Here is an 18,551-nt window from a genome sequence, read left to right as displayed (position 1 = left end):
GCCGCAAAAGCGCCTTTCCCGGTCACCTGGATAGAGGGGAATCGTTAAAAGAGTATTCAAATTGCGCGATATCCTGCGCGCAGGCCTCCGCCACCGCCCCGGCTGCACGATCATCGTAATAGGCCCGCCAGTCCCGCTGCCGGTCGCTGTCATTGACCCGCGGCAGGTCCAGAGAAAACCCGAGGTGGCTGAACAGAGGCTGGGCATCGTCGTGAAAATGCTCCAGCCGGATGTACAGCCGGCACTGCTCTGCCCCGTCCGCGTGGCGCATGTATGAGGCCGCCGGGCTGCCGCGGAACGCGCTGATGATCTCCGGGTGCTGCACAAAGCCGCGGAACTCCAGTTCTTGTGCCAGACGGATTGCCGGGTGGCTGAAGCTCTGCCCGCGCAGCCAATGGTAATAGCTCACCGCCCGGTCCCACGGGTTGCGCACCAGGGTAAAGGCAAACAGCGACCGCAATGTGCGATCCGGCACCAGCCCTTCGATGTCAGCCAGCGTCGAGTGTTTCCACAGCCGCCCGCGGGTCGGCGTGTCCTTCAGACGGCGGCGGCGTTTCAGCGCTTTTGGGGTGTCGCCCAGCATCATGTCATTGGCCATGGCGCGCGCCTCCAACGCCAGGGCCAGCGCTGTTCCACCGGTCTTGGGGATATGGATAAAGACGTATTTGCGGCCCGGAGACAGGATCATGAGCCGACCCTAGGCCATTGATCCGCAGTTGGAAATGCTGATGTGCGCAGGCCTGCAGAACGCTCTGCCCCGGTGAACGGCAAACCCAAAGCACCCCCGGCCCATTTCACCTTTGCGTAAATACTCCGGGGTGAATTGGCCTATAGGGCCAAGAGGGGCAGCGCCCCTGACCAGCTACCTTGAGCGCACCGCAATGGTGGTGCCGGCGGCAATGATCAGGGTGATCCCCAGCATCTGCCAGATGTTCAGCGCCTGGCCCCAATAGGCCCAGGCAACACCCGGTCCGACGATCATCACCGAATATTCAAACACCGCCACAAAGGACGCTTCGCCCAGCTGGTAGGCCTTGGTGATCAGGAACACGCCGCCAACTGCCGCGCAGCCCTGCAGCAGGATCAGATGCGATATCTCCCACAGCGGCCAGACCCAGCCGCGGGTGACAAATCCATCGGCGCCAGCGGGCACGGCTTGCGGCCAGATTTCCAGCCCGGTGAGCAGCATCGCCCCCAGTGCGCCCTGCACCAGCAGGTAGATGAACAGCATCGCCACCGTGCTTTCGCCCTGGCAGTAAAGGCCGGTGGCCAGCGACCCCAATGCGTAGAACAGCCCGCCTGCTACCGGCAGCAGGATCAGCCAATTGAAGGCTGCCGGGTCGGGCTGCAGCACCATCAGCACCCCGGAAAACCCAAACAGCACGGCGCCGATGCGGACCCAGCCAATCTGCATTTTCAGAAACAGAACCGAGATAAGCACAATGATGATCGGCGAGGTGAACAGCCCCGCCAGCGCCTGTGCGATCGGCATCAGCGCGACAGCAGCAAAATAGAACACCATCGCCACCGCAACCAGCACCGCCCGCAGCAGCACCGCCCCCATCCGGCGCGGCGCCAGGCCGCCCAGCCCGGCCCGCGCCATCAGCCACAGGAACGGCAGCGCGACAAAACTTCGCAGCAGGTAGAACTGCCCCAGCCCGATCTGTTCGGCCATCAGCGGGACCGCATTGTCGGTAATGCCGATAATCAGCATGGCTGCCAGCATGGCGTGCGCGGCCGCCGTCTGGCTGCCGGTTTCTGCGGAAAGGGTCGCTGTTTGTTTCATACCCTTCCCATTGCCCGCAACTTTCCGCAATATCTGTTCTCTAAACGACACCAAAGTGATTCAGGGGAGGAAACTGATGGGGTGGATGGCGGATGAAACCGGTCTGGAGAAGACCGCCGCGAATTATGTGCCGCTGACGCCGCTGTCGCATCTGCAGCGGGCGGCGCAGGTGTTTCCGGAGCATCTGGCGGTAAGCTATGGCAAGCACCGCAAAACTTATGCCGAATACCACGGCCGCTGCAGCCGGCTGGCTTCGGGCCTGACCAAACTGGGAGTGAAGCCGGGCGACGTGGTGGCCACCCTGCTGCCGAATATCCCGGCCCAGGCCGAGGCGCATTTCGGCGTGCCCGCCTGCGGTGCGGTCTTGAACACCATCAACACCCGGTTGGACGTGGGCACAGTCGCCTATATCTTTGACCACGGCGAAGCCAAGGCGGTGCTGGTCGACCCGCAGTTCCTGGAACTGGCCGAAGCCGCCGTCGAGGAAATGGAAGGCCCGGCCCCGGTTTTGATCGAAGTGGCGGATGATCAGGCCACCTGGCACGCCACCGGCCGGCATATGGAATACGAGGCGCTGCTGGCCAGCGGCGATGCGGACTTCCAATGGATCATGCCCGGGGATGAATGGGAAAGCCTGGCGCTGAACTATACCTCCGGCACCACCGGGCGGCCCAAGGGTGTGGTTTACCACCACCGCGGCGCGTATCTGATGACCATGGGCACGGTGGTGTCCTGGCGCATGGTGCTGCATCCGGTCTACCTGACCATCGTGCCGCTGTTTCACTGCAACGGCTGGAACCACACCTGGATGATGCCGGTGGTGGGCGGCACCCTGGTCTGCTGCCGCGATGTCACCGCGCAGAACATCTATAACGCCATCCACTATGAGGGCGTCAGCCATTTCGGCGGTGCGCCGATTGTGCTGAACATGCTGGTCAATGCGCTGGACGAAGAGCGCCGCACCTTTGATCACACGGTGGAGGTCTTCACCGCAGGCGCCCCGCCAGCGCCCGCAACCCTGTCCAAGATCGAGGATCTGGGCTTTAACATCACCCATGTTTACGGGCTGACCGAAACCTATGGCCATGTCACCGAATGCTACTGGAAGGCCGCTGAATGGGACGGGCTGGACAAGGCCGGCATTGCCGCCAAGAAATCCCGCCAGGGGGTTTCCATGCCGATGCTGGAGCCGGTGGTGGTGCGCGACAGCGATCACAACACCCTGCCCAAAGATGGCCAGAGCCAGGGCGAGATCGCCTTGCGCGGCAATGTGGTGATGAAGGGCTATCTGAAGAACCCGGAGGCCACAGCAGAGGCGTTCAAGGACGGCTATTTCAACTCCGGCGACCTGGCAGTGCAGCACCCCGACGGCTACATCCAGATCGCCGACCGGGCCAAGGACATCATCATCTCGGGCGGCGAAAACATCTCCTCGGTTGAAGTAGAAGGCGTGCTGATGGCGCATCCGGATGTGCTGCTGGCCGCGGTCGCTGCGATGCCGGACGACAAATGGGGCGAGGTGCCTTGTGCCTTTGTCGAGCTGAAACCGGGTGCCGCGGAAGATGCTGCTGCTTTGATCGCCTTCACCCGCGAGACGCTGGCGGGTTTCAAGTCGCCCAAGAAAGTGGTGTTCCAAGAGCTGCCGAAAACCTCCACCGGCAAGATCCAGAAGTTCGAACTGAGGAATATCGCCAAGAACCTGTAATTTTTCGCGGCGAAACAGCATCCGGGGGCAGCAAAGCAATTTGCTGCCCCTGTTTTATGTGATTATCCTGCTGGCAACGATAAGAACGGGGGCCGGGCTGGCTGCATGACGGCATTGAGGGAATTTGAGCGGCTGGAGGCTGCGGGTTTGTGGCGCGCGAACCGGGAGGCGCAGCGGCGGGATGTGATTATTTCGCTGGGCGATGCGACGCTGACCATCGCAAGCATGAATGACCTGCCGCTGGCCCACTGGTCGCTGGCAGCGGTCGAACGCGCCAATCCCGGAGCGTTCCCGGCCTTGTTCCACCCCGATGGTGACCCCGGCGAGACACTGGAACTGGGTCAGGACGAGACCGCCATGCTGGAGGCGATAGCCCGGGTGCAAAACGCCATCGGCCGTTCCCGCGCGCGGCCCGGGCGGCTGCGGGCTGTCAGTATCCTGGGCACCTTTGCGCTGGTGCTGGCGCTGCTGGTTTTGTGGCTGCCTGGTGCTGTCACCCGGCATGCTGTCAGCGTGGTTCCTGACATTAAGCGCAAGGCCATCGGCCAAGCCCTGCTTGGCCGGATCGAGCGGGTCTCGGGGCCGGCCTGCGCGACGCCGGAAGCCGCTCCGATCCTGCGGGATCTGGCAGCGCGCACCGGGGTGCGGCAGCTGGCGGTGCTTCGCTCAGGCATTCCCGGCAGCCTGCATCTGCCTGGCGGCATCGTGCTGCTGAACCGTTCGTTCGTTGAGGATTTCGAGGATCCGGCAGTTGCGGCCGGCGCCATCCTGGCGGAACGCGCCCGGGCTGAGGCCAGCGACCCGATGTTCGAACTGCTGGAGGCCGGCGGTGTCATGGCCGCCTTCAAACTGCTGACCACGGGCGAGCTGGACCGCGCTGCCCTGGATGCCTATTCCGAGGCGACCCTGGCCAGTCCGCGCCCGGCACTGCCGGATCAGGTGCTGCTGGCCGAGTTCGCCCGCGCAGCGCTGCCCTCATCGCCTTATGCCTACGCGCTGGACATCACCGGTGAAACGGTGCTGGGGCTGATCGAGGCGGACCCGATGGCAGGCCGCGACCAGAAGCCGCTGCTGAATGACCGCGACTGGGTTCAATTGCAGAACATCTGCGGCTAGGCGCCCGCCTTTGGGTCCCGGCGCAATACGGGCGGCACAATTGTTCATACAGAAACTGGAGCAGCTGCGGCACAGAACACAAAGCCCGCCCCTGATGGTGTCAGGAACGGGCCATTATGCGCTCATTGGTGCATTCCGCCTTCGGACCGCAGGGGGGGCTGACCGTCTTTGCAGAGGCAGGGGCAGGCCCTGCCCCGATGTTATTTACTGATCCGGGCGCCGGTGAAACCAGCATTGCGGGCCTTGGCCAAGGCTGCGGCGGCCTGGTCATCGGCTTGAAACGGGCCTGCCAAAACCACCTTGTAGGGCTGCCCTCTGCGGCTGACTGTGCCAAGGCGCACCGGCAGGCCGGCAGCGGCAAGCTGCCGCGCTGCGGTCTGGGCCTCAGCGGCACCGGCAAAGGTTGCGGCGCGAATGTACCGCCGCGATGCGGCCTGCTGCGGCACCGCCGCATCCGGTGCCGAGCGGGAGGACAAGCGCAGGCCCGACGGCTGCGCTTCGGCCGGGCTGCGGCGCACATTGCGCGGCAGTGTCAGCGTGGCACGGTCCAATGGCAGCTGCACCAGACGGCGCGGCACCCCATTGGTCCAGACCTGCGCCATCTGCGCATCACCCTCGGGCGTGCGCACGCCGCGCATCGGGTTCAGGCGGCCATCCTCACGTTCCACTGTCAGATAGCCGGCCGGGGCCTGGGCAAAACCGGTCACCACGGCCGGACGCACGGTACGCACCGCACGCTGCGGGTTCAGCCGCCCGTCGGTCCAGACCGGGCGATAGCCTTCGGGCACCGTGAAACTGTTGCTGAGGCGGCGGTCCTGGTAGATGTGCGTCTGCACCACACGTGTATTCGGGGTGAGGCGCAGAGAGGACTGCGCGCCGCTGTCCTGCCCGCCGTAGGTCACCGGCGGAACAGTTTGCGGGCCGCAGCGCGCGCCGGTGGCATTGGAGTACTGGCGGCTGATATCAGATAGCCCGGCGCAAGCACCGCTGCCTGCGGGCTGCACTGCTGCCGGAGCGGGCGCTGCCGGGGCTGGTGCCGGTGCCGGCTTGGGCGTCACCCGCACGACCCTTTTGACTGCCGGTTTCGGCAACGGCGCCGGAGCGGCTGCAGGCCGGGCGCTGGTGGATTGCGTTGTGCGGCGCGGTTTGGCCGTGGTGACAACCCTGGGCGCCGCGGCGCCCGCATTCGATTGTGCCGGCTGCTGGCCCGGGTCAAGGGTGATCAGCTCCGGTGCCGGGGCTGCCTGCTGCGTTCGCGTGGCGCCCGCCAGCTTGGTTGGTGCATAGCCGCAGATCTGCTTGCGCGAGCGGGAGACCCGCGGCACCCAAGTGACATTGCCGTCGATGCCTGCACGGATGTAGACACAGCCGCGGCTGTCCACATATTGCTTGCCCGCGTAGGAGGCAGGCGGAAATTCGGAGGGCGGGCTGGTTTCACGCAGGGTTTGCGCCTGTATACCTGCTGCCCCGGTTGTCCCCGCGATGATGGCCAGTGCAATAATTCTAGTTATTTTCATTCCTGAGCCCCACAAAATATGGCTGCAGGATGCCCGAATCCGGCCTGTGAGTAAAGATTCTGCGGCAACAATAAGGCCGCACGGCGGCAATATTTGCGCAAATTGGAACTAGTTTTCGTGCCACGGGCGGCAGCCGGGCAGTCCGGCCAAGGCAATCAGGGCTGCCTTGGCCGTTTCCGATCAGATCATTTGGTGCCGAACATCCGGTCGCCGGCATCTCCCAGACCGGGCAGAATGTAGCCCTTCTCGTTCAGCTGCCGGTCCAGCGAGGCGGTGACGATCGGCACATCCGGGTGCGCTTCCTTCATCCGTGCAACACCCTCGGGCGAGGCCAGAAGGCACAGGAAACGGATGTTGTTGGCGCCGGCCTCCTTCAACAGATCAATGGCCGCAGCTGAGCTGTTGCCGGTGGCCAGCATCGGGTCCACCGCGATCACCAGCCGGTCTTCCAGCGCTTCGGGCGCTTTGAAGTAATACTGCACCGGTTCCAGAGTTTCCTCGTCCCGGTAAAGGCCGACAAAGCCGACACGGGCCGAGGGGATCAGCTCCAACACCCCGTCCAGCATACCGTTGCCCGCGCGCAGGATCGACACCAGCGCCAGTTTCTTGCCGGCCAGGATCGGCGCGTCCATTTCCTCCATCGGGGTTTCGATGCTGGTTGTGGTCAGCTCCATTCCGCGGGTGATTTCATAGGCCAAGAGCTGGGTAATCTCGCGCAGCAGGCGGCGGAAGCCGGCCGTGGATGTGCCCTTGTCCCGCATCAGGGTCAGCTTGTGCTGCACAAGCGGGTGATCAACAACGGTCAGGTGGTCGGTCATGGGGCACTCCTACTTTTTTGTTTGCGGCGGTTCTGTTTGCAGCGCTTTTACGGGCCTGGCCGCGGCTGGCAAGCGGGTTTTGACCATGAAGTCAAAGAAAGCTCTTGCCGGGGCCCTGAGCCGGGACGTTCAAATGGGCCGCAATAGAGGCGCCCACATCGGCGAATTTGACCTGCCCGACGGGGCCGGCGTCAAGCCCTGCGACCAGAACCGGCACTTGTTCGCGGGTGTGGTCACTGCCGGGCCAGCTGGGATCATTGCCGTGATCAGCGGTGAGCACGAGCATGTCATCCGGGCGCAGCTTTGCCAGCAGCCGCCCCAGTTCCGCGTCGAACCACTCCAGCGCGCGGGCATAACCGGCGATGTCGCGGGTGTGGCCGTACATGCTGTCGAACTCAACAAAGTTGGCGAATGTCAGACTGCCCTCCTCTGCCATCTCCACTGCATCAAAGAGATGCTGCATCAGCTTGGCATCAGGGCCTTTTTCCAATGTATCAATGCCGGACATAGTGAAGATATCACCGATCTTGCCGATAGCATGGACCTTGCCGCCGGCGTCCTGCACCCAATTGGTCAGCACAGGTGCCGGCGGGGTGATCGCATAGTCGCGGCGATTGGTTGTGCGGGTGAACCCGTCCTCCGCCGAGCCAAGGAAAGGCCGCGCAATAACCCGTCCCACCTTCATCGCGTGCAGGCGGGGGGCGATGGATTTGCACAGGGCCAGCAGGCGGTCGAGGCCGAATGTGCCCTCATGCGCGGCGATCTGAAAGACGCTGTCGGCGGAGGTGTAGCATATCGGCTTGCCGGTCCGCATGTGTTCGGCGCCAAGGTCGTTTAGGATCACCGTGCCGGAAGCGTGGCAATTGCCGAGGATGCCATCGGTGCCGGCCTCCTCCGCCACAAAGGCCGTTAGGTCTTCGGGGAAAGACAGCGCCTGATCGGGGAAGTAATGCCAGTCCCAGGGCACCGGCAGCCCCGCCAGTTCCCAGTGACCCGAGGGCGTGTCCTTGCCGCGGCTGACTTCGCTGGCACAGCCCCAGCGGCCCTGCGGCTCTGCAGTCAGGCCCGGAAACGGCACTGAGGACGCCAGCCGCATTGCTGCGCCTAGGCCAAGGCGCTCCATGCTGGGTACCTGCAGCGGGCCGCTTCTGCCCTCCTCGGCCTCACCCGCAGCACAGGCCTGGACGATATGGGCCAATGTGTTGGCGCCGAGATCCGGCAGATCGCCGTTGAAGAACGTCCCGGCGTCCGGCGCACCGCCGATGCCAACGGAATCCATCACCACAAGGAAGGCACGGGGCATCAGGAGATCCTTTCGTGAACCAGCGGCGGCAGCGCATCCGGCGCATCGCCGATGGCAATGGCGGCCAGGAGGGAAGCCTCGGCCCTGTCTGCCGCATCATCGCTGGCCGCGTGAATGCGGGCCAGGACATCCCCTGCCCCGACCTGCTGCCCCAGGCGGGCTATGCCGGAAATGCCAACGCCGGGATGGATTTCGTCACTCTCCACCATGCGGCCGCCGCCAAGGCTGACAACGGTCAGGCCCAGGGCTTCGCCGTTCATTGCCGAGACGCAGCCGGCGATTGGCGCTTTCACATCACGCACAACCTCAGCGCCGGGCAGATGATCATGCCATTTGGCGGCGAAATCCGCGGGGCCGCCCATGGCGGCAATCATACGGGCAAACCGCTCTGCCGCGCGGCCATCGGCAAGGGTTGCGGTGATCTTTGCCGCGCCATCCCCTGCATCGGCTGCCAGCCCGGCATGGGCCAGCAATTCGCCGCCCAACACCGCGGAAATCCCGGCCAGGGGGCCAGCCGCCTGCCCTGTCAGAACCCGCATCACCTCGGCCACCTCCAGCGCATTGCCCAGGGCGGGCGCCAGCGGCTGGTTCATGTCGGTGATCAGCGCCGAAGTGCGGCAGCCGGCGGCATTGGCGGTATCGCACAGCGACTGCGCCAGCGCACGGGCGTCATCGGCGGTTTTCATAAAGGCGCCGGAGCCGATTTTCACGTCCAGCACCAGCGCATCCGGGCTGGCGGCGAGTTTTTTGGACAGGATCGAGGCGGTGATCAGGTCGAGGCTGTCCACCGTCGCGGTCACGTCGCGGATCGCATAAAGCCGCTTATCCGCAGGTGCGATCCGCGCAGTGGCGCCGGCAATGGCGCAGCCCATGTCCTGCATCATGCGGCGCAGGTGGTCTTCGCTGACGCTGGTGGAAACACCGGGGATCGCTTCCAGCTTGTCCAAAGTACCGCCGGTGTGGCCCAGGCCGCGGCCCGAGATCATCGGCACATAGGCGCCGCAAGCAGCCAGCGCAGGCGCCAGAAGCAGCGACACACAGTCCCCCACCCCGCCGGTGGAGTGTTTGTCCAGAACCGGCCCGTCCAGATCCCATGCCAGCACATCACCGGTGTCGCGCATCGCCAGCGTCAGGGCGCGGCGGCCCTCGACGCTGAGGCCCTGCAGGCAGACCGCCATGGCAAAGGCCCCGGCCTGCGCGTCCGAGACCGCGCCATTGGCCAGCCCTTCGGCAAACCAGCGCAGTGCGTCCTCGCCCGGTGTTTGACCGCGCCGGAGCGTTGCATTGATGGCGCGGGCGTCCATCAGCTGCGCTCCATATGGTCCACGTCAAAAGCGCCCGGCAGCAGATCGCCGATTGTAGTGTCCTTCTCAGCGCCGTCAGTGGTTGCCAGGGTCACTTTCACCTCTCCTGTGCCAAACTCCTTGAGCTTCTGACGGCAGCCGCCGCAGGGCGGGATTGGAGAGGGGCAGTCGGCGATCACATAGACCTCTGCCAGCTGCTTTTCGCCCGCGGCCACCATGGCGGCGATGGCCCCGGCCTCGGCGCATGTGCCCTCCGGATAGGCGACGTTTTCAACATTGCAGCCGACGTAGATCTGGCCGCTGGACGAGCGGATGGCGGCGCCAACCTTGAAATTGGAGTACGGCGCGTGGGCGTTTTCGCGGACGGCGGTTGCGGCGGCTTTGAGGCTCATGGGTGTTTCCCCGGTTTTTGATCATCTGGTCAGAATGCCGCAGCCTAGCTGATATGCCCCGCAGAGCGAAAGCCCTGCTATGCAGTTCACTTGGCATCCCGGTGTGAAGCCGAACAAGCAAAACCAATCCACGTTCAGTAGTTTCACGTTGTTTCAGGGGCCGGCCAGGCGGCGGGCCTTTGTAAAACCAACTAAGATCTTCAGTCAGAATACAGCGGTCGCCAAGGATGTCTTTGGTTTTCTAGCAGCCCGCAGTACACCCGGCGGCTGGAAAACCCGCAATCCGCAAGTCATCCGCCGTTTGATTATGTCCGTTTTCCTCCCCAAGGCTTTGGCAATCGGCACTATACCAAAGAACCGCTCCGGCTTGCGCAGGCAAAATCCGGCAACTGTGCGCCCCGATTTTATTCCCTTTTCATTTGCCGGCAAAGGCGTCCGCAAGGCAGAATTCACGCAAGAAGCCGCCGCTTGCCAGTACTGGCGTTCATTTGCGTCAGTTTGGGCTAGGTTTCCGGCAAGAAAAATGGTTTAACACTAAACAATACTGATCTTCAGGAGCGCCAGATGTCCGATTCACAGAACCTGCGCCAAGCCGCGCTCAACTATCACGAGTTTCCGCGGCCCGGTAAACTGGAGATCCGCGCGACCAAACCGATGGCCAACGGGCGCGATCTGGCACGCGCCTATTCACCCGGTGTGGCAGAGGCCTGCACCGAGATCAAAGCGGACGCCGCCAATGCTGCCCGCTATACCTCTCGCGGGAATCTGGTGGCCGTTGTGTCGAACGGTTCAGCGGTTCTGGGGCTGGGCAACATCGGCGCGCTGGCCTCAAAACCGGTGATGGAAGGCAAGGCGGTCCTGTTCAAGAACTTCGCGGGCATCGATTGTTTTGACATTGAAGTGAATGAGAGCGATCCGGAAAAGCTGGCGGATATCGTCTGCTCGCTGGAGCCGACGTTCGGCGCCATCAACCTCGAAGACATCAAGGCGCCAGACTGTTTTATCGTCGAGAAGATCTGCCGTGAGCGGATGGGCATTCCGGTGTTTCATGACGACCAGCACGGCACCGCAATTGTTGTGGGCGCGGCCGCCAAGAACGCCCTGCATGTGGCGGGCAAGTCGTTTGAGGACATCAAGATCGTCTCCACCGGCGGCGGTGCGGCGGGGATTGCCTGCCTCAACATGCTGGTGAAACTGGGGGTGAAGCGCGAAAATATCTGGCTCTGCGACATTCACGGTCTGGTTTATGAAGGCCGCGAGGAGGATATGAACCCGCAGAAGGCGGCCTTTGCCCAGGCGTCGGACCTGCGCGCGCTGGGCCAGGTGATGGACGGCGCGGATCTGTTCCTTGGCCTGTCCGGCCCGAACGTGCTGAAGCCCGAAATGGTGGCAAAGATGGCGGACCGCCCGATCATCTTTGCACTGGCGAACCCGACGCCGGAAATCATGCCGGAGGCGGCGCGCCAGGTGGCACCGGAGGCGATCATCGCCACGGGCCGCAGCGATTTCCCCAATCAGGTCAACAACGTGCTGTGCTTCCCATTCATCTTCCGCGGCGCGCTGGATGTCGGGGCAACCGAGATCAACGACCAGATGCAGATCGCCTGCGTCGACGGCATTGCCGAACTGGCCCGCGCCACAACCAGCGCCGAAGCCGCGGCTGCCTACAAAGGCGAGCAGCTGAATTTCGGCGCCGATTACCTGATCCCCAAACCCTTCGACCCGCGGCTGGTGGCGGTGGTCTCCTCCGCCGTTGCCAAGGCGGCAATGGACAGCGGCGTAGCAACCCGCCCGATTGAGGATATCGAGGCCTATAAGCAGAAGCTGAACCAGACGGTATTCAAATCCGCACTGCTGATGCGACCGGTGTTCGAGGCCGCCCGCGCCGCGTCCCGCCGGATCGTGTTCAGCGAGGGCGAGGATGAGCGGGTGCTGCGTGCGGCGCAGGCGATCCTGGAAGAGACAACCGAGACCCCGATCCTGATCGGCCGTCCGGAAGTGATCGGGCGCCGCTGTGAGCGGCTGGGGCTGGATGTGCGGCCAGGGCGCGATTTTCAGCTGGTGAACCCAGAGAACGACCCGCGCTACTACGACTATTGGAACAGCTATCACAAGGTGATGCAGCGGCGCGGGGTGACCCCGGACCTGGCCAAGGCGATCATGCGCACCAATACCACTGCAATTGGCGCCATTATGGTTCATCGCGGCGAAGCGGACAGCCTGATTTGCGGCACCTTTGGTGAATACCGCTGGCACATGAACTATGTCGAACAGGTTCTGGGCGGCAACAGCTATGCGCCGCACGGGGCGTTGTCGCTGATGATCCTGGAGGACGGGCCGCTGTTCATTGCCGACACCCATGTGCGGATCGAGCCGACGCCGGAACAGATTGCGGAAACCGTGATCGGCGCCGCCCGCCACGTGCGCCGCTTTGGCCTGGAGCCGAAGATCGCGCTGTGTTCGCAGTCGCAATTCGGCAATATCGCCTGCGACACCGGCAGCCGCCTGCGCGCCGCGCTGGAGATCCTGGACGAAAGGCACCGGGATTTTGCCTATGAGGGCGAGATGAACATCGACAGTGCGCTGGATCCCGAACTGCGTGAGCGGATTTTCCCCAATTCGCGGCTGGAGGGCGCGGCCAATGTGCTGATCTTTGCCCATGCCGATGCCGCCTCAGGCGTGCGCAACATCCTGAAAATGCGGGCCGGCGGGCTGGAGGTCGGGCCGATCCTGATGGGCATGGGCAACCGCGCCCATATCGTTTCCCCTTCGATCACCGCGCGCGGGCTATTGAACATGGCCGCCATTGCCGGCACCCCGGTGGCGCACTACGGTTAGTCCTGCGGCTTGGAATTACCGTTGGCCGCCTGTCCAGGGAAGCCAACAGCGAGGGACCAGCCATGAGAGGGCATTGCCACTGCGGCGCCGTGCATTGGGAGAGCCAGGCCGAGGCGGCCTGGAGCTGCTATTGCCACTGCGCCGATTGCCGCCGCAACTGCGCGGCACCTGTCACCGCATTTTTCGGACTGCCGCATACGGCAGTCGCGTGGTCCGGTGCAGAGCCGCAGATCTACAATTCCTCTGACGGTGTCGAGCGGCTGTTCTGCGGCGCCTGCGGCACCCAGATGGCTTATCGCACCGCACGGGATGCGGTGAACATCCACATGTACACGGCGACTTTGGAATGTCCTGGGGATATGCCCCCCAGGTTTCATGTCTTCCACTCCGAACATGTGAGCTGGCTGGAGCTGAAAGACAGGCTGCCCCGCTATGGCCAGAGCAGCGACCAGGATCCGCGGTAGCCAGGCCGGGTTGACGGCCGGACATCAATGTTTCCTGCGCCGCCAGGAGATCGCGGGATTTCCTAGCGGCTTTCATGCAGGGAACCACCCTGCGCTTAGCTGGCGTAACCGATTGTTTGCAAAGCACCCTTGATTTCATCCAGGACAGCCGGATCGTCAATGGTCGCCGGCATCTTCCACGGCGTGCCATCCGCAATGTTCACCATGGTGCCGCGCAGGATCTTGCCGGAGCGGGTCTTGGGCAGCCGGTCCACCACCACCGCCAGTTTGAAGGCGGCAACCGGGCCGATCTTCTCCCGTACCAGTTTGACGACCTCGGCCGCCACCTCGCCATGATCGCGGCCGGCGCCTGAGTTCAGGCAGAGGAAGCCAACCGGCATCTGCCCCTTAAGGCTGTCCGCCACGCCGATCACGGCGCATTCGGCAACATCCGGGTGGCCCGCCAGCACTTCCTCCATGCCGCCGGTCGAGAGACGATGCCCCGCCACGTTGATCACATCATCAGTGCGCGCCATGATATAGAGATAGCCGTCCTCGTCCTTCATGCCGGCATCGCCGGTCTCGTAATAGCCGGGAAATGTAGTGAGGTAGCTTTTCTTGAACCGCTCTTCAGCGTTCCACAGCGTCGGCAAGGTTCCCGGCGGCAGCGGCAGCTTGACCGCAATTGCGCCCAGTTCGCCCGGCGCCACCGGGTTGCCGCCTTCGTCCAGAATGTCCACCTCATAGCCAGGCATCGGCACCGCAGGCGAGCCAAGCTTGGTCGGCAGTTCTTCGATCCCCAGCGGGTTGGCGGCAATCGACCAGCCGGTTTCGGTCTGCCACCAATGGTCCACCACCGGCACCTTCAGCTGATCCTGCGCCCAGGTAATGGTGTCGGGGTCGGCGCGCTCGCCGGCCAGGTAAACCTGCTGCAGGCAGCTCAGATCGTATTTCTTGACGAATTCGCCCTTGGGATCCTCCCGCTTCACTGCGCGAAAGGCGGTAGGGGCAGTGAAGAAGCTTTTGACCTTATGCTCGGAAATCACCCGCCAGAATGTGCCCGCATCCGGTGTGCCGACCGGCTTGCCCTCAAACACAATTGTGGTGTTGCCATGGATCAGCGGCGCATAGCAGATGTAGCTGTGCCCAACGACCCAGCCCACATCCGACGCCGCCCAGAACACATCGCCCGGATCGACGTTGTAGATGTTTTTCATCGTCCAGTTCAGCGCCACCAGCTGGCCCGCGGTATGACGGATCACGCCTTTGGGCTGGCCGGTGGTGCCGGAGGTGTAGAGGATATAGGAGGGGTGGTTGCCCTCGACGGGCACACATTCGGCGGGTTCCACACCGTATTGGAACCCGTGCCAGTTCACGTCGCGGCCCGGGATCAGATCCGCCACTTCCTGTTCGCGCTGAAAGATCACGCAGAATTCCGGCTTGTGCTCAGACAGGTCGATGGCGCCATCCAGCAGCGGTTTGTAATGCACGGTGCGGCCCGGCTCGATCCCGCAGGACGCGGCGATGATCGCCTTGGGCTTGGCATCGTCGATCCGCACCGCCAGCTCGTTGGAGGCAAAGCCGCCGAACACCACCGAATGCACAGCCCCGATGCGTGCGCAGGCCAGCATCGCCTCCAGCGCTTCTGGGATCATCGGCATATAGATGATGACCCGGTCGCCCTTTTCGATGCCTTTCGCACGCAGCGCACCGGCCAGTGTGGCGACCCGGTTGCGCAGCTCGACATAGGAGATTTCACGCTTGGTATGGGTGACCGGGCTGTCATAGATGATCGCGGTCTGTTCGCCGCGGCCCTGTTCCACATGGCGGTCAACGGCGTTGTAGCAGGTGTTCACCTTGGCATCGGAAAACCATTCATAAAGGCCATCACCCTTATCTAACAGCGCCTGTTTCGGGGCTTCATCCCAGTTGATCGCCTGTGCGGCCTCCATCCAAAACCGTTCCGGGTCCTGTTTCCAGCCGGCATAAATATCCTGATATCCCATAGTGATCGTCTCCTCCTGCTCTTTGCCTAGGCGAGAAAGCGGCAAACGGGCAAGTTTTGCTGCCCCTGCACGCAAGGTTGGTCAATAAATTTACAGGTTCCGAACAGGCAGACAGCCTGAATTCACAAAATTTACACATGGTTTGCGGTTTGCACCCAAACCACTTTGCAAACAGGTCTTTGCAGGAGAATATTCAGGAAAGCCCCGCCAGAATTGCAAATCTGCAAATTCCCCCCCCGGATATGGCGGCTGCAATCAGGGAATCACCCCCTGCGGCAAGACCCATGACACAGAAACGGCCTTCTGGCATCTGCCGCGCCGCCTCGCCGTGCGCCGCTGATCCTGCATTCCGCCCAGCATGGTTTTGATCAGGCTTTGCCGCTTTCAACTGCGCTTATCGTGTCGCGCCGCCCGCCATGGGCTTGGGGAAACAATTTCCAGACGTGCCATCGCGCGCTCATATGCGATCTGTCACGCTGACAGACAAACCTGACAGGTCCTGAACCTCGGTGGAGTTCTTGCAGAATTCCGGCCCTTTTCCGCCCGGTTTCCCTTGCAACTCAGCCCTGCCCTCCTAGGCTGCGGCCAGGGAGGCTTGAGCATGACAAAACCGGATCTATGGCGCCTGAGTGCAACGGAACTGACAAAACGGACCCGCACCGGAGACCTGAGCGCCGAAGATGCCGTGCAAGCCTCCATTGACCGGATGAACGCGGTGAACCCGGCGCTGAATGCCGTGGTTGAAGACCTGAGCGCCGAGGCACTGGAGCGCGCCCGCGCGCTCGACACGGAACGCGCAGGCGGTGCTGTTCCCGGCCCGCTGCATGGCGTGCCGGTCACCATCAAGATCAACGTGGATCAAACGGGCCATGCCACCTCCAACGGCGTCCCGGCGCTGAAGGATTTGATAGCGCCTGCAGACGCCCCGGTGGTGGAAAACCTGCAAAAGGCCGGGGCGGTGGTGATCGGGCGGACAAATACGCCGGAGTTTTCCTTCCGGGCCGATACCGACAATCCGCTGCATGGCCGCACCTATAACCCTTGGGGGCGGCATATCTCGCCGGGCGGCTCCTCCGGCGGCGCAGGGGCTGCGGTGATGGCCGGGATCGGCGCGCTGGCGCATGGCAATGACATAGGCGGATCCTTGCGCTTTCCAGCGGCCGCCAATGGCGCGGTAACAGTGAAGCCTGGCCTGGGCCGGGTGCCGGCCTGGAACCCCAGCCAATCCGCCGAACGCGGGCTGCTGGCGCAGCTGATGTCAGTGCAAGGGCTGATTGCCCGTTCGGCAGAAGACCTGCATCTGTCAATGCCCTCCCTGATTGCCGCAGACCCGCGCGACCCCTTCCATGTGCCGGTACCGTGGTTTGGCAAAGCGGTGAGCGGCCCGGTCAAGGTCGCATTCACCAAGAACACCCATGGCTATGATCTGCACCCCGAAGTCGAGGCCGCGCTGGATTTTGCCCGCTCGGCGCTGACCGACGCAGGCTATTTGGTGGAGGAAGCGGAACCGCCCAATGTGTTCGAGGCCGGGCGCAACGGTTACCGCGCATTGATGGGCGAGGTCCATGCGCTGATGAAGGATGACGTGGACGCGGCAGGCTCCCAGACCGTGCGCGACATCTTTGCCGTATATTTCCAGGAGTTCCCGCCCTTTGCCGGCGATGAGCTGCTGCGAATGATGGCCGCGCGCACCCATTACGCGCGGCAATGGTCCCTGTTCATGGAAGAATACCCGCTGGTCTTGTCGCCGTTCCTGCCGCAGCCCTTTTTCAAGCCGGACCGCGACACCGAAGGCGCCGAAGGCGTGCATGAGGTGCTCGGCTGCGCAGTTTATTCCTATGCGATGAACTTCCTCGGCCTGCCTGCCGCCTCGGTCCCCGCCCGGCTGGCGCAGCTGCCCAAGGGGCCGCAGCCGATCAATGTGCAGATCGCCGCCCGCCGCTGGCGCGAGGATCTGGCAGTGGACGCCTGCGCCGCGATTGAAGCCCGCGCAGGCCGCATGTGCCTGCCGCTGTGGGACCAGATACAGGCGGGCGGAAGCGCCTGATTTCACAGTCAGCCGGCAAACGGCAGCATCAGCGGGTCCCAAAGGTTCAAATTGGAGATCGCCCAGAAATAGTCCGGATGGGCGCAATGGCGGGTGTATGCATCTTCACGTACAGCCTATTCTCGCACAGCCTGTTCACGCCCGTCTTGCCTGTTCACGCTCGTTTTGCGAATGGTCCCGGGGAACGGACTGAACCGCCCCCGGGGAACTTCCATACCGAGATCACTCACTACAAACAGCGGTCGCCTCGCCGCATTCAGCGAACCTGGCGTTCTGGCGCAGGTTTCGTAGGCATGACCGGCAGGTAACTAAATAAACAGGAACGTACAAAACACGCCGGTACGGCTCTATGGCATTCTGCCCTTGGGCAATTACCACCCACGTCCGCCTGTGGGTAAACCATCGCATATAATCGTTACCGGGATGTTCACAAATCCGTGAACTCTTCGTTAAACGGTTACGTAAACTGCTCGGATATAAGCCTTTCTTCCAGGCCATGACCCGGATCGAACAGGATTTTATGGCGTATTTGCGGATCAGTGCGGATCTCGACCCAATCAATATCGGCCACCGAATTCGAATCCGCGTCAGCCATCACCGGGCGTTTGCCGGCCTCCAGCACATCAAAGCGCACCATAGCGTTGCTAGGCAAAAGCGCTCCGCGCCAGCGCCGCGGCCGGAAAGCGGCAATCGCCGTCAGCGCCAGCACATCCGCCCCGATCGGCAGGATCGGGCCATGGGCAGAATAATTATAGGCAGTGGAGCCCGCAGGGGTGGAGACCAAGGCGCCATCGCAGACCAGTTCGTCCATCCGCACGCGCCCGTCCACGGATACTCTGAGCCGTGCCGCCTGCGGTCCTGCCCGCAGCAGAGACACTTCGTTGATGGCCAGCGCCTTATGCACCGCGCCGCGGCGGTCCATTGCGGTCATCGACAGCGGATTGATGATTTCCTGCACGGCTTCTTCAAGCCGCTCGATCAGCCCGTCTTCACGGTACTCATTCATCAGAAAGCCAACGGTGCCGCGGTTCATCCCGTAAACCGGCGCCGGATGATCCACCATCGCAAGCAATGTGCGCAGCATGAAACCGTCACCGCCCAGGGCCACAACAATACCGGCTTCGGCGGGCGGCACATGCCCGTATCTGTTACGCAGAGTGCCCAGGGCCTGTTGCGCAATTTCGGCCTCACTGGCCAGAAAGGCGATTCTCAAACTCATGAAATCTGTTTCCGGTGTTAGGCATCTGGTTCCGAAACAATCACAGCTTTCCGGCAA

General features: G+C 63.0%; 15 protein-coding genes. 6 read left to right on the top strand and 9 right to left on the bottom strand.

Annotated elements, in window-relative coordinates:
- Positions 1–22: 22 nt before the first annotated feature.
- Positions 23–688, bottom strand: a complete 666-nt coding sequence (locus ETW24_RS08210) for a sulfotransferase family 2 domain-containing protein (RefSeq protein WP_129370576.1) — start codon at positions 686–688, stop codon at positions 23–25.
- Positions 689–862: 174 nt separating this feature from the next.
- Positions 863–1,786 carry a DMT family transporter gene (locus ETW24_RS08205; RefSeq protein WP_129370575.1) on the bottom strand — a complete coding sequence of 308 codons (924 nt, stop codon included), beginning with the start codon at positions 1,784–1,786 and terminating at the stop codon, positions 863–865.
- 76 nt (positions 1,787–1,862) lie between these two features.
- Between ETW24_RS08205 and ETW24_RS08200 the strand changes: the two genes are divergently transcribed.
- Together ETW24_RS08200 and ETW24_RS08195 are read left to right on the top strand one after the other, a co-directional pair.
- The gene (locus ETW24_RS08200; protein ID WP_129370574.1) at positions 1,863–3,491 is read left to right on the top strand and encodes an AMP-binding protein; all 1,629 of its coding nucleotides are present in this window, start codon (positions 1,863–1,865) and stop codon (positions 3,489–3,491) included.
- A gap of 105 nt (positions 3,492–3,596) precedes the next feature.
- Entirely contained in the window at positions 3,597–4,607 is a 1,011-nt protein-coding gene (locus tag ETW24_RS08195; RefSeq protein WP_129370573.1) for a hypothetical protein, read from the top strand.
- Positions 4,608–4,807: 200 nt separating this feature from the next.
- On the opposite strand, the gene ETW24_RS08190 is transcribed toward ETW24_RS08195, so the two are convergent.
- From ETW24_RS08190 to ETW24_RS08170, 5 genes are all read right to left on the bottom strand, one after another.
- Complete coding sequence (locus ETW24_RS08190; RefSeq protein ID WP_129370572.1) at positions 4,808–6,124, bottom strand: SPOR domain-containing protein; 1,317 nt, start codon at positions 6,122–6,124, stop codon at positions 4,808–4,810.
- A gap of 185 nt (positions 6,125–6,309) precedes the next feature.
- The gene (gene upp, locus ETW24_RS08185; RefSeq protein WP_129370571.1) at positions 6,310–6,942 is read right to left on the bottom strand and encodes a uracil phosphoribosyltransferase; all 633 of its coding nucleotides are present in this window, start codon (positions 6,940–6,942) and stop codon (positions 6,310–6,312) included.
- A 91-nt stretch (positions 6,943–7,033) separates the two neighbouring features.
- Positions 7,034–8,245, bottom strand: a complete 1,212-nt coding sequence (locus tag ETW24_RS08180) for a phosphopentomutase (protein WP_129370570.1) — start codon at positions 8,243–8,245, stop codon at positions 7,034–7,036.
- The gene (locus ETW24_RS08175) at positions 8,245–9,549 is read right to left on the bottom strand and encodes a thymidine phosphorylase (protein ID WP_129370569.1); all 1,305 of its coding nucleotides are present in this window, start codon (positions 9,547–9,549) and stop codon (positions 8,245–8,247) included. Before ETW24_RS08175 ends, ETW24_RS08180 begins: the two co-directional genes overlap by 1 nt.
- On the bottom strand, positions 9,549–9,941 hold the full coding sequence (locus ETW24_RS08170; RefSeq protein WP_129370568.1) for a cytidine deaminase: 393 nt from the start codon (positions 9,939–9,941) through the stop codon (positions 9,549–9,551). Before ETW24_RS08170 ends, ETW24_RS08175 begins: the two co-directional genes overlap by 1 nt.
- Positions 9,942–10,020: 79 nt before the next feature.
- Here ETW24_RS08170 and ETW24_RS08165 point away from each other — a divergent pair, with 79 nt between their 5' ends.
- From ETW24_RS08165 to ETW24_RS08155, 3 genes are all read left to right on the top strand, one after another.
- Positions 10,021–10,473 carry a hypothetical protein gene (locus ETW24_RS08165; protein WP_129370567.1) on the top strand — a complete coding sequence of 151 codons (453 nt, stop codon included), beginning with the start codon at positions 10,021–10,023 and terminating at the stop codon, positions 10,471–10,473.
- A 32-nt stretch (positions 10,474–10,505) separates the two neighbouring features.
- Positions 10,506–12,779 carry an NADP-dependent malic enzyme gene (locus ETW24_RS08160; RefSeq protein ID WP_129370566.1) on the top strand — a complete coding sequence of 758 codons (2,274 nt, stop codon included), beginning with the start codon at positions 10,506–10,508 and terminating at the stop codon, positions 12,777–12,779.
- 62 nt (positions 12,780–12,841) lie between these two features.
- Positions 12,842–13,243 carry a GFA family protein gene (locus ETW24_RS08155; RefSeq protein WP_129370565.1) on the top strand — a complete coding sequence of 134 codons (402 nt, stop codon included), beginning with the start codon at positions 12,842–12,844 and terminating at the stop codon, positions 13,241–13,243.
- A 95-nt stretch (positions 13,244–13,338) separates the two neighbouring features.
- On the opposite strand, the gene prpE is transcribed toward ETW24_RS08155, so the two are convergent.
- Positions 13,339–15,228: a propionate-CoA ligase PrpE gene (gene prpE / locus ETW24_RS08150; protein ID WP_129370564.1), complete on the bottom strand. Its 1,890-nt coding sequence runs from the start codon at positions 15,226–15,228 to the stop codon at positions 13,339–13,341.
- Between the two features lie 601 nt (positions 15,229–15,829).
- Here prpE and ETW24_RS08145 point away from each other — a divergent pair.
- Positions 15,830–17,275, top strand: a complete 1,446-nt coding sequence (locus tag ETW24_RS08145) for an amidase family protein (RefSeq protein ID WP_129370563.1) — start codon at positions 15,830–15,832, stop codon at positions 17,273–17,275.
- 457 nt (positions 17,276–17,732) lie between these two features.
- Here the strand turns inward: ETW24_RS08145 and ETW24_RS08140 are convergent, their stop codons facing one another.
- Positions 17,733–18,494, bottom strand: a complete 762-nt coding sequence (locus tag ETW24_RS08140; RefSeq protein ID WP_129370562.1) for an NAD kinase — start codon at positions 18,492–18,494, stop codon at positions 17,733–17,735.
- Positions 18,495–18,551 lie beyond the last annotated feature (57 nt).

Source organism: Leisingera sp. NJS204 (genome assembly GCF_004123675.1).
Lineage (GTDB): Bacteria > Pseudomonadota > Alphaproteobacteria > Rhodobacterales > Rhodobacteraceae > Leisingera.
Note: the sequence above shows the minus strand (reverse complement) of the source record. Positions and strands in the feature narration are given on the sequence as shown.

Coding starts and splice junctions, on each gene's coding strand:
- ETW24_RS08210 (WP_129370576.1), bottom strand. CDS start 688: ATGATCCTGTCTCCGGGCCGCAAATACGTCTTTATCCATATCCCCAAG.
- ETW24_RS08180 (WP_129370570.1), bottom strand. CDS start 8,245: ATGCCCCGTGCCTTCCTTGTGGTGATGGATTCCGTTGGCATCGGCGGT.
- ETW24_RS08170 (WP_129370568.1), bottom strand. CDS start 9,941: ATGAGCCTCAAAGCCGCCGCAACCGCCGTCCGCGAAAACGCCCACGCG.
- ETW24_RS08175 (WP_129370569.1), bottom strand. CDS start 9,549: ATGGACGCCCGCGCCATCAATGCAACGCTCCGGCGCGGTCAAACACCG.
- ETW24_RS08140 (WP_129370562.1), bottom strand. CDS start 18,494: ATGAGTTTGAGAATCGCCTTTCTGGCCAGTGAGGCCGAAATTGCGCAA.
- prpE (WP_129370564.1), bottom strand. CDS start 15,228: ATGGGATATCAGGATATTTATGCCGGCTGGAAACAGGACCCGGAACGG.
- ETW24_RS08205 (WP_129370575.1), bottom strand. CDS start 1,786: ATGAAACAAACAGCGACCCTTTCCGCAGAAACCGGCAGCCAGACGGCG.
- ETW24_RS08155 (WP_129370565.1), top strand. CDS start 12,842: ATGAGAGGGCATTGCCACTGCGGCGCCGTGCATTGGGAGAGCCAGGCC.
- ETW24_RS08165 (WP_129370567.1), top strand. CDS start 10,021: ATGCAGTTCACTTGGCATCCCGGTGTGAAGCCGAACAAGCAAAACCAA.
- ETW24_RS08145 (WP_129370563.1), top strand. CDS start 15,830: ATGACAAAACCGGATCTATGGCGCCTGAGTGCAACGGAACTGACAAAA.
- ETW24_RS08200 (WP_129370574.1), top strand. CDS start 1,863: ATGGGGTGGATGGCGGATGAAACCGGTCTGGAGAAGACCGCCGCGAAT.
- ETW24_RS08190 (WP_129370572.1), bottom strand. CDS start 6,124: ATGAAAATAACTAGAATTATTGCACTGGCCATCATCGCGGGGACAACC.
- ETW24_RS08195 (WP_129370573.1), top strand. CDS start 3,597: ATGACGGCATTGAGGGAATTTGAGCGGCTGGAGGCTGCGGGTTTGTGG.
- ETW24_RS08160 (WP_129370566.1), top strand. CDS start 10,506: ATGTCCGATTCACAGAACCTGCGCCAAGCCGCGCTCAACTATCACGAG.
- upp (WP_129370571.1), bottom strand. CDS start 6,942: ATGACCGACCACCTGACCGTTGTTGATCACCCGCTTGTGCAGCACAAG.